This is a genomic window from Actinoplanes sp. NPDC051537 (genome assembly GCF_055586105.1).
This window is the reverse complement of sequence record NZ_JBVJIU010000010.1, coordinates 35,247-48,843: the sequence shown is the minus strand read 5'-3', so window position 1 is coordinate 48,843 and position 13,597 is coordinate 35,247. Positions and strand designations below refer to the sequence as shown.

Here is a 13,597-nt window from a genome sequence, read left to right as displayed (position 1 = left end):
TTTCGGTGCCTCGGGCGGTCGGGGATGCGCGACACCGACCGTTATCCTGCCGTGGCCGCACCAAGACAGGAGCTATCGCATGATCGGACTCGTACTCGCCGCAGGCGCCGGTCGCAGGCTGCGTCCGTACACGGACACCCTGCCCAAGGCGCTCGTCCCGGTGGACGGCGATATCACGATCATGGATATCTCGTTGCGCAACCTCGCGGCGGCCGGACTCACGGACGTCACGATCGTGGTCGGCTACTGCGCCGGCGCCGTCGAGGATCGGGTGCCCGCGTTTCAGGACAAGTACGGCGTCAAGATCAGCCTCGTCCACAACGACAAGGCCGAGGAATGGAACAACGCCTACTCGCTCTGGCTTGCCCGTGACCACTTCGCGCAGGGCGCGTTGATGGTCAATGGCGACACCGTGCATCCCGTCAGCGTCGAGCAGACCCTCCTCGCGAGTCGTGGTCCGAGCATCCTGCTCGCCATCGACAATCTGAAGAAGCTGGCTGACGAGGAGATGAAGACCGTCTTCAACGCAGATGGACAGCTGACCAAGATTACGAAGCTGATGGATCCCGCCGACGCGTTCGGCGAGTACATCGGCGCCAACGTCATCGAGGCGTCCGCGGCCGCCGATCTGGCCGACGCGTTGCGAGCGACCTGGGAACGCGACCCGAACCTGTATTACGAGGACGGCTTCCAGGAGTACGCGAACCGCGGCGGTCAGGTGCGCGCGGCCACGATCGGGCAGGTCAGCTGGGTCGAGGTGGACAACCACGAAGACCTCACCAAGGCCCGGGAGATCGCATGCCGCTACTAGCCCGCTCGATCCAGACGCCGCTGCACATCGACGTACGTCGCGGTGCGGTGGCCGACCTCGGCCGCATCCTGGCCGACGGCCGGATCTCCGCGGGCGGCGACGTGGCGGTGGTGGTCGGACCGGGCCTGGGTGAACGGGTGGTCAACCTGATCCGCCCGACGCTCGGCTCGGCCGACATCTACACGACCGGCGGCGGCACCCTCGACGCCGCGCTCGAGCTCTCCGGAAAGCTGCGCGCCCGCAGCTACGACGCGGTGGTCGGGATCGGCGGCGGGCAGACCATCGACACGGCGAAGTACGCGGCCACCCGCTGGGCCATGCCGATGATCTCGGTGGCCACCAGCCTCGCCAACGACGGCATCGCCTCCCCGGTCGCGAGCCTGGTCAACGACGGCATCAAGGGCTCGTACGGGGTGCACATCCCGTTCGGCGTGATCGTCGACCTGGACTTCGTGGAGAACGGGCCGGACCGGGTCAACCGGGGCGGCATCGGCGACGTGCTCAGCAACATCAGCGCGCTGGCCGACTGGGACCTGGCCCGCGAGGTGCGCGGCGAGCCGGTCGACGGCCTGGCCGCGTCGCTGGCCCGGATGGGCGCCGAGGCGATCCTGACGATGCCGGGCGACATGAACGACGACGCGTTCGTCACGGTCCTCGCCGAGGCGCTGATCTCCAGCGGCCTGGCCATGGCGGTCTGCGGCAGCAGCCGGCCCGCCAGCGGCGGCTGCCACGAGATCATGCACGCCATCGACTCGCTCTTCCCCGGCACCGGCTCGCACGGCGAGCTCGCCGGCCTCGGCGCGTTGTTCTGCACCTTCCTGCGCGGCGACGAGCGCCGCTTCACCCAGATGTCCGCGTGCCTGGCCCGGCACCAGCTGCCGCGGCTGCCGGCCGACGTCGCCCTCACCGGCGAGCAGTTCGTCGAGGCCGTGCTGTTCGCGCCGCGCACCCGTCCGGACCGCTACACGATCCTGGAACACCTCGCCATGAGCCATGACGAGATCAGTCGAAAGCTGGCCGAGTATGTCGAAGCCGTCGAGGACCACTGAATCGGGGCAGACACCCCCTGACCCGTCGGTTGCGCGCACGCCCACGGCGGCCGACTATTACGCGGTGAATCGCGGGGGCGGTCTGTTCAGCGAGGCGATCAGCCAGCGGATCGGCGCCCGGATCGCGGTCGGCGCGCAGAAGCGCGGCCTGGCCCCGTCGGTGCTGACCGTCTTCAATCTCGGGCTCGGCTGCCTGGTGTCGTTCGTCGTGATCGCGACGGCCGGGCCGGTCGCCGACGGCAAGATCTGGGCCTGGCCGATCGGCCTGGTCGCGCTGATCGGCTGGCAGTTGGCGTACGCGTTCGACTGCTCCGACGGTCAGCTGGCCCGCGTGACCCACCAGGCCAGCATCGCGGGCGGCCGGCTCGACGTGCTCTGCGACGTGGCCGTGCAGATCTCCCTGGTCGCGGCCCTGTCGGCGACGGCCGAGGCCCAGGTCAGCGACACGCCCGCGTGGCTGCTGGCGGCGTTCGCCGGCACCTGGATGGTCAACCTGGTCACCTCGGTGATGCAGGGCGGCGAGCAGGCCGCCAGCATGGTGACCAGCCGGTCGCTGCCGGTCCGGCTGGTCAAGCTGGTCCGCGACTACGGCGCCGTGATCACCCTGGCCGGCATCGTGCTGATCGTGGCCCCACAGTGGACGATCTGGTTCGTCGGCCTGTTCACGCTGGTGAACGCCGCGTTCCTGGCCGCCAGCGTGGTCTTCTCGGCCCGCGCCGCCCTCCGCGGCTGAATCCCCGGCTTGTGGACGACGCGACAAAAGTGTCGTACCGCGGCCCTAAAGTCGCCCCACCCAGTTCGGGGTGGGGCGGCCCCGAGCGCTACACGCGCACCGGGATGGCCGACGAGGCGCCGAGCACCTTGCCGGTCGCGTCCAGGGCCTCGGCCACCACGTACTGCGGAGTGCCCTGCACCGTGAGCGTGGTCTCGAAGCCGGACCGTTCGCCCTCGACCGGCGCGCCCTCCAGGGCCCCCGGCTGGGTGCCGGACCGGGCTCGCCACTTGCTCACCTTGGTCGTGCCGTTCCAGCTCGCACTGACGATCACGTTGCCGCCGTCGACGTGCAGGCCGAGCGCGGGCTGATCGAGCGGCTGCCCGGTCCAGTCGGCCTTGTAGGCGCGGTACGACTGGTTGTCCAGGGGCAGGTGCCCGGCGAGCCGTACCGTGCCGTCCGCGTTGTGCTCGGTGAAGTACGGCATCTGGCCCCACCCGATGAACGAGCCGCCGTCGCCCAGCTCGCGGAAGCTGCCCTGGGTCGGCGCCGAGAGCTTGTCGGGGTGCACGAACTCGGCGACGAAGGTGGCCCGCCGGGCGGCCTCGTCGACCTTCATCACCAGGCCGCGCGAGTAGTCGTGCACCTTGGTGACGCCGGCCCCGTTGTCGAAGACGCTGTACGTGCCGTCCCGCCGCTGCCGGAAGTCGTGCTGCCAGGCGAACCTCGCCTTCTCCTCGATGACGAAGTCGGACTTCTTGCCGCCCAGGCGCCAGATCACCTTGCCGCTGGTCTTATCGATCTTGTACGTGGTCCAGGTGTGCCGGGACGAGATGATGATGTTGCCGTCGGCCGCCAGCCCCACCGAGTTCGCGTGGAAGTAGTCGTACGGCAGGTGGGCCGAGTCGCCCTGCGGCAGCGGCGCGTAGGACTCGTCCAGGCCGACATGGTCGCGCGCCCGCCACTCGAACAGCTTCTTGCCGGTCGCGATGTCGATCTCCTGGATCACGCCGTCGTGCAGGACGCCGTCCTTCGGGCCGCCCAGCGCCGTCAGGTCGTACGGCACCGGGTCGTACACCCAGAAGATCGCCGTGTCCCGCGGGGTGATCACGAAGTCGTGCTGGTCGGCCTGCTCGGATCCGGCCGCGCGCACCCGGGTGACCTCCCGGTACGTCCGGTCGGCGATCACGAACTCGCCCTGGCCCACGCCCTGCCCGCCGGTGCCCCCGATGGTCCCCTCCCACCAGGTCAGGACGGGCTGGTCGCGGTACTGCTGGACCTTGAAGTCGATCGCCACGGTGGCCGGGTCGGGCACCTTCTTGAACCAGACCGGCGAGCCCTTCTCGTCGACCATGAGCGGGCCCCAGAGGCCGGCGCCGGAGGCCGGGGTGAGGCAGATGAAACCGCCGACGGTCCCGTTCGCGGCGGTGGTGATCGTGACGTCGGGCAGCGTGCGCAGGTCGGGGCGGGAGCGGAACTTGGGCGGCCCGGCTTCTGCGGCCTCGGTCGCGCCGACCGGCTTGTCCGTCTTGCCGTCCTTGTCGTGGCCGAGGGCGTAGCCGACGCCACCGCCGGCCACGCCGACCAGGGCGGCGCCGCCGACACCGAACAGCAACGTCCGCCGTGAGACACGCGAAGATTCCGTCACGGGCCAACCTTTCCCCGACGGCAGTGCTTTCTACCTGGGGGTTGGGTCAGAGTTCCCTGAGATTTCGCGGTAAACCGCCAGGAGTCGACCGGTAAGAACGTCGGGGTGGAAATCGCGCAGATAGCGATTTCGGGCACCCTTGGCCCGGGCGCCGGCCTCGTCCTGGGCGACCGGCAGCGCGGCCGCGAGCGAGGCCGCGTCGGGCGGCACCACCCAGCCGGCCTCGTCGCCCACCAGGTAGGGAATGCCGCCCACGTCGGTGCCGAGCACGGGCCGGCCGTCCGCCATCGCCTCGAGGATCACCGTGGGCAGCACGTCGTTCCAGGTCGGCGACGCGATCACGACGGCCGACGCGCGCCGGGCCGCGGCCATCTCGTCGCGGCTGATCCCGCCCAGGTAGGTCACGTCCGACCGCTCGGCGGCCGCCTTCTCGGCCAGCGGACGCAGCTCGCCGTCCCCGGCGATCCGCAGCGGGCCGAGCGTGCCCTCGGGGTGCCGCCGCCAGGCGTCCAGCAGCAGCGCCAGGCCCTTCTCGGGGGACAGCCGGGCGCCGTACAGGAAACCCTCGCCGAGCGGCGCCGGATCGCCCGGGTCCGGCAGGCCGTTGGCCTTGAGCACGATCCGCTCGTCCGGGATGCCGTAGTCCCTCAGGTGGGCCGCGATCCGGTCGGTCAGCGCGATGAACTTGTCGACCGAGCGCCAGGTCGGCCGGTGCACGGCGAGCGTGGTGGCCATCAGCGCGCTCTGCGCCGCCGAGCCGCGGTAGCAGCGGTGCTTCACGGCCGGCCAGCCGACCAGCTTGCCCCGGCAGTCCTGGCAGTTGTGCCCGTCGCGGAAGTAGAGCCCCGAGGAGCAGACCTGGCGGTAGTTGTGCACGGTCTGGATCACCGGGACGCCGTGCGCGTGGGCGGTGCGGATGACCCAGGGCGAGAGCAACGGGTACGGGTTGTGCAGGTGCAGCACGTCCGGGCGCTCGTCGTCGAGCAGCCGGGACAGATCCTGCTGGGCCGCCCGGCCGTAGATCGGGGCGATTGGGAGCAGCGCCTTCTGCACGGCCGGGAGCTCGCCGATCGAGTCCGAGCTGCGCTGGAAGGGCAGCACCTCGACGCCGGCCGCGCGAAGCTGCGCGATCTCGGTGTCCACGATGACGTTCTCGCCGGACGGGATCGCTTCCCGATAACGGTTGTGCGCAACGACCACCTTCACGGCAGGAAACGCTACCTTTGAACGCGTGCCCGAACTCCCCGAGGTCGAGGCGCTCGCGGCCTACCTGCGCGAGCGCGCGGTCGGCCACGCCGTGCAGCGCGTCGAGGTCTCCTCGTTCAGCGCCCTGAAGACGTACGATCCGCCCGCTTCCGCCCTGGCCGGCCTGACCGTCACCTCGGCCGGCCGGCACGGGAAGTTCCTGGACATCGGCATCGGCGACGACTTCCACCTGGTCGTGCACCTGGCCCGGGCCGGGTGGCTGCACTACCGCGACGCGTTCAAGTCGCCGGCCCCGCTCAAGCCCGGCAGCGGCCCGATCGCGCTGCGCGTCCGGCTCGACGACGGCTCCGGCTTCGACCTGACCGAGGCCGGCACGCAGAAGTCGCTGGCCGCCTACCTGGTTCGCGACCCGGCCGAGGTGCCGGGCGTGTCGCGGCTCGGTCCCGACGCGCTGGCCCTGAGCGAGGCCGGGTTCGCCGAGCGCATCCGCTCCCGCAACGGGCAGATCAAGGGCGTCCTCACCGATCAGGAGGTCCTGGCCGGCATCGGGAACGCGTACTCGGACGAGATCTTGCATGTGGCGAAGATGTCGCCGTTCGCCTTGACCGGAAAGCTCACCGACGAGCAGCTCGGCACGCTCTACCAGGCGATGCGCGAGGTCGAGACGGACGCGGTCGCCCGCTCGGTGGGGCAGAAGGCGGCCGAGCTCAAGGGCGAGAAGCGGGCCGGCATGCGGGTGCACGCGCGCACCGGGCTGCCGTGTCCGGTCTGCGGCGACACGGTCCGTGAGGTGTCGTTCGCCGACAAGAGCCTGCAGTACTGCGCTACGTGTCAGACCGGTGGCAAACCGTTGGCCGATCGACGGCTGTCGAAGCTGATTCGATAGGCCAATTTATTACTGTCTGTGTGCGTACAACTCGGTCCGGTACAGGGCACGTGACGTACCCTCCCTTCCGCGCCTTCCATCGGTATAGTGGCCCGGTCCCAGGCACTCGTGGCGGTGCGTAATCTTTTCCGGATGCGGGAGGACGTAGGCGACGTGACGACAAGCCTGCATCGCCCGGTTACCGACAGCAGCCGGAGTAAACAGGTGCCGTACGACAGCTTCGAGTGGCAGCAAGAGCAGCCGCCGAGCAACGGCGTACCCCGATCGGCCTGGAATCGGACGCACAAGCGCTTGTCGCGCTGGCACCGGCCGTACACGCTGGCCCTGGTCATTCTCGACATCGTCTCGGTGCTGCTGGCGTCCTACCTGACCACCGCGTCGCTGGAGAAGGCCAAGACCGGCTTCCGCGGCAAGGACTGGCTGTTCCTGCACGACGCGCAGCTCTTCTACTTCTTCGCGTACGTGATTCTGCCGCTCGGCTGGCTGATCCTGCTCTGGGCCAACGGCACCTACGACCGCCGCTACCTGGGCCTGGGCAGCGAAGAGTTCAAGCGCATCGTGCGGTGCTCGGTCACCGTGGTGGCCTGCGTGTCGCTGCTCGCGTTCGCCACCAAGACCCAGCTCTCCCGTGGCACGGTCGCCCTGGTCTCGCTGAGCGCGCTGATCTTCCTGCTGCTCGGCCGCGTGCTGGCCCGGCAGGTGCTGCATTTCGCCCGCCGTCGCACCGGACACGGCGCGCACCGGATGATCCTGGTCGGCACGCTGCCCGAGGCCCTCGAGGTCTACACGGCGGTCACCCGCAGCCCCGCCGCCGGACTGATACCGGTGGCCATCCACCTGACCGACGGCTTCGCGGCCGCCCGCGGCATCGAGACGCCCGTCCCGGTTTACGCGTCCCGCGACGTGCTCTCGCTGGTGCGCGAGGTCGGCGGCGACACGATCGCGGTGTGCGGCTCGGCCAGCGCCGAGCCCGGCGAGCTGCGCCGGCTGGCCTGGCAGCTCGAGGGCACCGGCGTCGACCTGGTGGTCGCGCCGCAGCTCACCGACATCGCCGGCCCGCGCGTGCACATCCGCCCGATCGAGGGCCTGCCGCTGCTGCACGTCGAGGAGCCGACCCTCTCCGGCCCCGGCTGGCTGGCGAAGAACCTGCTCGACCGGGTCGCCGCCGGCCTCGGCCTGCTCGTGCTCAGCCCGTTCCTGCTGTTCATCGCCCTCGGCATCCGCCTGTCCGACCCGGGCCCGGTCTTCTTCCGCCAGCCGCGGGTCGGCCACGAGGGCCGCACGTTCCGGGTGTGGAAGTTCCGCACGATGTACGTGGACGCCGAGGAGCGCAAGGCCACGCTCGAGGAGCTCAACGAGTCCGACGGCATGATGTTCAAGATGAAGGAGGATCCCCGGATCTTCTCCTTCGGCAGCAAGCTGCGCGCCACCTCGATGGACGAGCTCCCCCAGCTGATCAACGTGCTGCGGGGCGAGATGTCGCTGGTCGGCCCCCGCCCGCTGCCCGCCGAGGACGGCGACTACCTGGGCGACGTCCGCCGCCGCCTGCTGGTGCGGCCGGGCATGACCGGTCTGTGGCAGGTCTCCGGCCGGTCCGATCTCTCCTGGGACGAGGCCGTACGCCTGGACCTGTACTACGTCGACAACTGGTCCCTGACGTACGACCTCGGCATCCTGTGGCGCACGATCTGGGTCGTGCTCAAGCGCAAGGGCGCCTACTGATCAGCTAGTACGGGCAATTGCTGCGCCACTCCTGTATCGCGGTACCGGACGGGTTGGGGCAGAGGAACTGGTCGTAGCGGGTGTCGGCGTCGACGAACCGCTTGAGCCACGAGATGCCGTACTTCGCGATGGTCACGTTGGCCGAGGTCGGCGCGCTGTGCGTGGCGTTGTTGAGCAACAGGTAGGCCCGGTCCAGGGTCGACGGCAGGCTGTTGTAGAAGACCGACGCGTGCGACGACGGCGGCGCGACGGTGTCGTTCTCGCCCGCGATGATCAACGCCGGCGTCCGGACGCCCGACCAGCTCTTGGTGCCGTGATAGGGCGCCATCGGCACGATCGCCTTCAGCGTGGTCCGGGTGCGGGCCGCGGACAGGGCGCCGCCACCGCCCATCGAGTAGCCCATCACCCCGAGGCGCGCGGCGTCGATGCGGCTCTTCACGGTGCTCGTCCGGGTCAGGTAGTCGAGCGCGGCCAGCAACTGGGTGCCGCGGGCGTCGGGCTGGTCGTAGACGCTGAGCGTGTCGATGACCATGACGACGAAGCCCTGCGACGCGATGCGCGGGCCGAGCCACGAGACCGCCGACTGCGTGTTGGTGAAGCCGGGCACGATCGCGACCGCGCCGAACGTGCCCTCGGCGGTGCTGGTCGGGTAGTAGATCGTGCCGCCGCCGAAGCCGCTCACGCTCGAGCGGGCGACGGTGACCTGGGCGATCGCGAACGAGCCGCGGGTCGCCTCGATGCTGGCGGTGGTCGGTGCGGGTCCGCGCTCGTACGGGTTGGCGGCGAGCGCGGGTTGGGCCGGCGCACCGATCAGGGCGAGGATCACGGCGAAGGCCGCGACCAGGATCCGTTGACGCATGGGGGTCTCCCAACGTACAGGCCATTGATATTGTTAAATGTTTGATCCAATTGTTACCAGCCGGTAATCCCACTTCGCCCCTACTATCTGCGCATGGCCGGTCAGGTGGGCAGCGCGCTGGCGGTGATCGCCGTGCTCGCGGCCCTGGCCGCCGCCGTCGTCGCGGTCGTCCGGCTGCGCGCCCGCCGCGGCATCGCCACCGCCATGCAGCGGGCCACCTACGACGTGCTGCACACCGCCGCGCTCGCCGCCGAACCGCTGCGGGGCGGGCTCACCACGGCCACCGCCGGCAAGGCCGCCCGGCACCTGCGCTCGCTGGTCGGCGCCGTCGGGCTGACCATCGACGACGGGACGCGCTCGCTGGCCTTCGACGGGCGCGGCGGCCACCACGGCGAGCAGTTCACGGCCGCGGCCAAACGCGCGCTGACCGCGCACCGCTCGGTCGTGCTCACCGCCGCCGACCTGCCCTGCGACCGGGTCGACTGCGTCGTGCGCGGCGCCGTGGTGTCGCCGCTGTCCGGCCCCGACGGCCGGGCCACGGCCGCGCTGGTGGCGGTCGCCGACGACCAGCCCGCCCCCGGCCTCGTGCAGGCGACCGCCGAGGCCGCGCGCTGGGCCGGGTCGCAGATCGCGCTGGCCGAGCTCGACTCGTCCCGCGAGCGGCTGGCCCGGGCCGAGGTGCGAGCCCTGCGGGCGCAGATCAGCCCGCACTTCATCTACAACGCGCTCACCGCGATCGCCTCGTTCGTGCGCACCGACCCCGAGCGGGCGCGCGAGCTGATCCTCGAGTTCGCCGAGTTCACCCGCTACTCGTTCCGGGCCCACGGCGAGTTCACGACGCTCGCCGAGGAGCTGCGCTCGATCGACCGCTACCTGACCATCGAGCGCGCCCGCTTCGGCGACCGCCTCCAGGTGCGCCTCCAGATCGCCCCCGAGGTCCTCCCCGTCGGCCTGCCCTTCCTCTGCCTCCAGCCCCTGGTCGAGAACGCCGTCCGGCACGGTCTTTCGCGCAAGCCGGGCGTGGGTATGGTGAGCATCGAAGCTCGTGACGCCGGGTCCGAGTGCCACATCACGGTCGAGGACGACGGCGTGGGGATGGACCCGGCGGTGTTCGCCCCCGGCCGCCCCGAGACCGACGACGGCCAGCACGTCGGCCTCACCAACGTGGACGAGCGCTTGCGGTCGGTCTTCGGCGACCGCTTCGGGCTGGTGGTGGACACCGCGCCCGGCGCGGGGACGAAGGTGAGCATGCGGGTTCCGAAATTCCATCCCGGGGTACGAGCGTGACCCTGGTCGTGCTGGCGGTGGACGACGAGCCGCCGGCCCTGGACGAGCTGGCCTACCTGCTGAACGCGGACGGGCGAGTGGCACACGTCCACCGCGCCGGCGACGCCACCGAGGCGCTGCGCGTGCTGCGCGACACCGAGGTCGACGCCGTGTTCCTGGACATCCGCATGCCCGGCCTCGACGGCATGGAGCTGGCCCGCATCCTGCGCCGTTTCGCCCGCCCACCCGCCATCGTCTTCGTGACCGCCTACGACGACGGCGCCGTGGACGCCTTCGACCTGGGCGTCACCGACTACGTCCGCAAGCCCGTCCGAGCCGAACGCCTGGGCGAGTCCCTGCGCCGCGTGGCCGGCACCCGCTTCGCGCCCATCGCCGCCCCCACCACCCATTCCGACGAGCCCGCCATCCCCGTGGAACTGGCCGGCACCACCCGCATGCTCCCCCGTTCCTCGGTCCGCTGGGTCGAGGCCCAGGGCGACTACGCCCGCCTGCACACCGCCGACGCTTCACATTTGGTCCGGGTCTCGCTGGCCACACTGGCTGATCGCTGGGCGGATGCCGGTTTTGTGCGCATCCATCGCTCATATCTGGTGCAGATCCGCCTGATCGCCGAGCTGAGGTTGACCGGTTCCGGGTACGTGGTCGCCGTCGACGGGGTCGAGTTGCCGGTTAGCCGGCGCCATACTCGGGAGCTCAAGGACAAGCTGATCAGAGCCGCCAAGCACGATTGGACCCGCTGAGGATCGGCCCTGGGTCGCGACGCCCTCCGCCGCCAGCACTCAGCTTGTGGAGCGCCGCCCAGCTCACCCAGCTCGCGCCGCGCCGCGCCGCCCCGCTCAGCTCAGCGCGCCCGCGCCGCCCCGCTCAGCTCAGCGCGCCCGCGCCGCCCATCTGAGCCCACCGGCGCCGCCCAGCTCAGCCCAGTCGGTGCCCACCCTGCGTCGCCCAGCCTGCGCCGCCCAGCCTGCGCCGCCCAGCCTGCGAGCCCGCGCCGCGCCCACTGCTCAGCCCGCGCCGCCGCCCCCGCAGATGTCACCGCTCAGCCTGTCCCGTCCCACCCCAAGCCCACCGCCTCCCCCACCCCGGCACTGGGTGGGGTGAGATTAGAGCGCGGGTACGACATTCTCCACACGGTTGTCCACAGCCTCAGAGGGTTCTCCACAGGGTTATCCACAGGCTCGGCATCTGCACAGTTTGTTCACAAACTCACCGCCGCCTCTGCACCGCTGATCTTTAGGCTCCTCGCCGGAAGGCTGGGCCGGTGAGCCACGGGGGCGCACCGGCTCGGCTTGCCGCAACCAGGTTGAATGCGATGACCAGGCACGGTGCAGTGCGGCGTCGCAAGCCGGCACGGCGCAGGACGGCACGGCGCACAACGACGCGACGGCGGCACAGCGCGCGGGGCAGCGCAGCGCGGGAGTGGGACGGCACGGCGCGGAGCAGAGCGGGACGGCACAGCGCGGGACGGCACGGCGCGTATAGGTAAGCAGAGCGGGACGGCACAGCGCGGGACGGCACGGCGCGTATAGGTAAGCAGAGCGGGACGGCACAGCAGGGCGGGACGGCACGGCGCGAAGCGGGACGGCACAGCAGGGCGGGCCGGCACGGCGCGTATAGGTAAGCAGAGCAAAGGGCGGCGGGAGGCAGCGGGCGTGGAGACGGCCGAACGGCGGGTGCTCGTCGTCGAGGATGAGCGGACCATCGCGGACGCGGTCGCGGCGCGGCTGCGGGCCGAAGGGTTCAGCGTGGAGACCGCGGGGGACGGGCCGGGTGCGGTGGCGGCGGCTCGGCGTACGCCGCCTGACCTTATTGTCCTTGATGTCATGCTTCCTGGGTTTGACGGGCTCGAAGTTTGCCGGCGGATTCAGGCGGAGCGGCCCGTGCCGATTCTCATGCTCACCGCCCGCGATGATGAGACCGACCTGCTCGTCGGGCTGGCCGTGGGGGCGGACGACTACATGGTCAAGCCGTTCTCGATGCGGGAGCTGGCGGCCCGGGTGCACGCGCTGCTGCGACGGGCGGTGAAGAGCGCGCCGGCGGAGACGGGGCCGCCGACGCTGCGGTTCGGGGATTTGGAGATCAATCAGGCCGAGCGGCGGGTGCTGCGGGACGGGATCGAGGCGCACCTGACGCCGACCGAGTTCGATCTGCTCGTGCATCTCGCCGCGCACCCGCGGACGGTGCTGCCCCGGGAGCGGCTGCTGGCCGACGTGTGGGGGTGGGCCGATGCGTCGGGCACGCGCACGGTGGACAGCCACATCAAGGGCCTGCGGCGCAAGCTTGGCTCGGATCTCATCCGTACGGTGCACGGGGTCGGTTATGCCTTGGAGGTCGAGCGATGATCCGCCTGCCGCTTCCCCGCCCGCTGGACCCCGTGCGGTCGATCAAAATCAAGATCGGGATGATCCTGATCGGGGCGGGCGCGGCCGGTATGGCCTGGTTCACGCTGTGGCTGGGCTGGTTCCCGGTCTGGACCTCGGTCACCGCGATCGTCGTCGCGCTGACCACGCTGCAGTTTCTCGCGCACGGCATGACCTCGCCACTGCGGGAGATGACGGCGGCGGCCAAGGCGATGGCGATGGGCGACTACACCCGCCGGGTGCGCGCGACCTCGCAGGACGAGGTGGGCCAGCTCGCCCAGGCGTTCAACCAGATGGCCGCCGACCTCGCGGCGGCGGATCAGCAGCGGCGCGAGCTGATTGCCAACGTTTCCCATGAGCTCCGCACTCCGATCACGGCGCTCCAGGGCCTGCTGGAAAACCTGGTCGACGGCGTCGCCGAGCCCGACCCCGAGATGCTGCAGACCGCCCTGACCCAGACCGAGCGGCTCGGTCGCCTGGTCACCGAGCTGCTCGACCTATCCCGGGTGGAGGCCGGCGTGATCCCGCTGGCCCGCACCCCGATCGACGTGCCGGCCTTCCTCGACGAGGTGGTTCGGGAGGCCCAGGTGAACGCGGCCGGCGCCGGCCGCAGCGTGCACTTCGAAGTGTCCACACCCCCGGTCGTGATGATGGTCCCCGGCGACCGGGAACGCCTGCACCAGGTCTTCGCCAACCTGCTCGACAACGCGGCCCGGCACAGTCCGCCCGGTGGCACCGTGCTGGTTCGCGCCGAGCGCCGCGACGACCACCTGCTGCTCGCCGTCGCCGATGAGGGCGCCGGCATTCCGCAGGCCGAGCGGGACCGGGTCTTCGAGCGGTTCACCCGGGGCGAGCGCGCCGGCGGCGGCACCGGGCTCGGCCTCGCGATCGCCCGCTGGGTGGTCCAGCTGCACCACGGCACGATCGCCGTGGTCGACCCCGACCGCACGCACCGCGGCTGCCACATCCACGTGACCCTGCCGCTCGGCGCCTGACGAAGAGCCGCAAGGCCGCCCGAAAACACCGCAAGCAAGTCCGACGACCTCGGGCCGACTCA

12 protein-coding genes are annotated in these 13,597 nt (G+C 70.8%); 9 read left to right on the top strand and 3 right to left on the bottom strand.

Translation table 11 applies throughout. From position 1 onward, the window contains the following. Nucleotides 1-79: 79 nt before the first annotated feature. Genes ACZ6TB_RS24575 through ACZ6TB_RS24565 form a run of 3 tightly spaced genes read left to right on the top strand, consistent with a single transcriptional unit; the run spans nt 80 to nt 2,593 of the window. Entirely contained in the window at nt 80-811 is a 732-nt protein-coding gene (locus tag ACZ6TB_RS24575) for a phosphocholine cytidylyltransferase family protein (RefSeq protein WP_465557356.1), read from the top strand. Further along, a complete protein-coding gene (locus ACZ6TB_RS24570; protein WP_465557354.1) occupies nt 799-1,860 on the top strand; it encodes an iron-containing alcohol dehydrogenase family protein in 1,062 nt (353 codons plus the stop codon). Before ACZ6TB_RS24575 ends, ACZ6TB_RS24570 begins: the two co-directional genes overlap by 13 nt. Next, entirely contained in the window at nt 1,835-2,593 is a 759-nt protein-coding gene (locus ACZ6TB_RS24565) for a CDP-alcohol phosphatidyltransferase family protein (RefSeq protein WP_465557352.1), read from the top strand. Before ACZ6TB_RS24570 ends, ACZ6TB_RS24565 begins: the two co-directional genes overlap by 26 nt. Before the next feature lie 88 nt (nt 2,594-2,681). On the opposite strand, the gene ACZ6TB_RS24560 is transcribed toward ACZ6TB_RS24565, so the two are convergent. After that, complete coding sequence (locus ACZ6TB_RS24560; RefSeq protein ID WP_465557350.1) at nt 2,682-4,220, bottom strand: arylsulfotransferase family protein; 1,539 nt, start codon at nt 4,218-4,220, stop codon at nt 2,682-2,684. Nucleotides 4,221-4,250: 30 nt separating this feature from the next. After that, the gene (locus ACZ6TB_RS24555) at nt 4,251-5,426 is read right to left on the bottom strand and encodes a glycosyltransferase family 4 protein (RefSeq protein ID WP_465557348.1); all 1,176 of its coding nucleotides are present in this window, start codon (nt 5,424-5,426) and stop codon (nt 4,251-4,253) included. A 25-nt stretch (nt 5,427-5,451) separates the two neighbouring features. Here ACZ6TB_RS24555 and ACZ6TB_RS24550 point away from each other — a divergent pair, with 25 nt between their 5' ends. Then, complete coding sequence (locus ACZ6TB_RS24550) at nt 5,452-6,312, top strand: Fpg/Nei family DNA glycosylase (RefSeq protein ID WP_465557346.1); 861 nt, start codon at nt 5,452-5,454, stop codon at nt 6,310-6,312. 132 nt (nt 6,313-6,444) lie between these two features. Next, a complete protein-coding gene (locus tag ACZ6TB_RS24545; RefSeq protein ID WP_465557344.1) occupies nt 6,445-8,034 on the top strand; it encodes a sugar transferase in 1,590 nt (529 codons plus the stop codon). Between the two features lie 4 nt (nt 8,035-8,038). On the opposite strand, the gene ACZ6TB_RS24540 is transcribed toward ACZ6TB_RS24545, so the two are convergent. Beyond that, nucleotides 8,039-8,893: an alpha/beta hydrolase family protein gene (locus tag ACZ6TB_RS24540; protein WP_465557342.1), complete on the bottom strand. Its 855-nt coding sequence runs from the start codon at nt 8,891-8,893 to the stop codon at nt 8,039-8,041. A gap of 93 nt (nt 8,894-8,986) precedes the next feature. On the opposite strand from ACZ6TB_RS24540, the gene ACZ6TB_RS24535 reads away from it, so the two are divergent. From ACZ6TB_RS24535 to ACZ6TB_RS24520, 4 genes are all read left to right on the top strand, one after another. Continuing rightward, the gene (locus ACZ6TB_RS24535) at nt 8,987-10,180 is read left to right on the top strand and encodes a sensor histidine kinase (RefSeq protein ID WP_465557340.1); all 1,194 of its coding nucleotides are present in this window, start codon (nt 8,987-8,989) and stop codon (nt 10,178-10,180) included. Continuing rightward, nucleotides 10,177-10,920, top strand: coding sequence for a LytR/AlgR family response regulator transcription factor (locus ACZ6TB_RS24530; RefSeq protein ID WP_465557338.1), 744 nt, complete (start codon nt 10,177-10,179; stop codon nt 10,918-10,920). Before ACZ6TB_RS24535 ends, ACZ6TB_RS24530 begins: the two co-directional genes overlap by 4 nt. 912 nt (nt 10,921-11,832) lie before the next feature. Next, the gene (locus tag ACZ6TB_RS24525) at nt 11,833-12,522 is read left to right on the top strand and encodes a response regulator transcription factor (RefSeq protein ID WP_465557336.1); all 690 of its coding nucleotides are present in this window, start codon (nt 11,833-11,835) and stop codon (nt 12,520-12,522) included. Further along, the gene (locus tag ACZ6TB_RS24520; RefSeq protein WP_465557334.1) at nt 12,519-13,535 is read left to right on the top strand and encodes a HAMP domain-containing sensor histidine kinase; all 1,017 of its coding nucleotides are present in this window, start codon (nt 12,519-12,521) and stop codon (nt 13,533-13,535) included. The genes ACZ6TB_RS24525 and ACZ6TB_RS24520 overlap by 4 nt, the downstream gene beginning before the upstream one ends. The last annotated feature ends 62 nt before the right edge of the window (nt 13,536-13,597 follow it).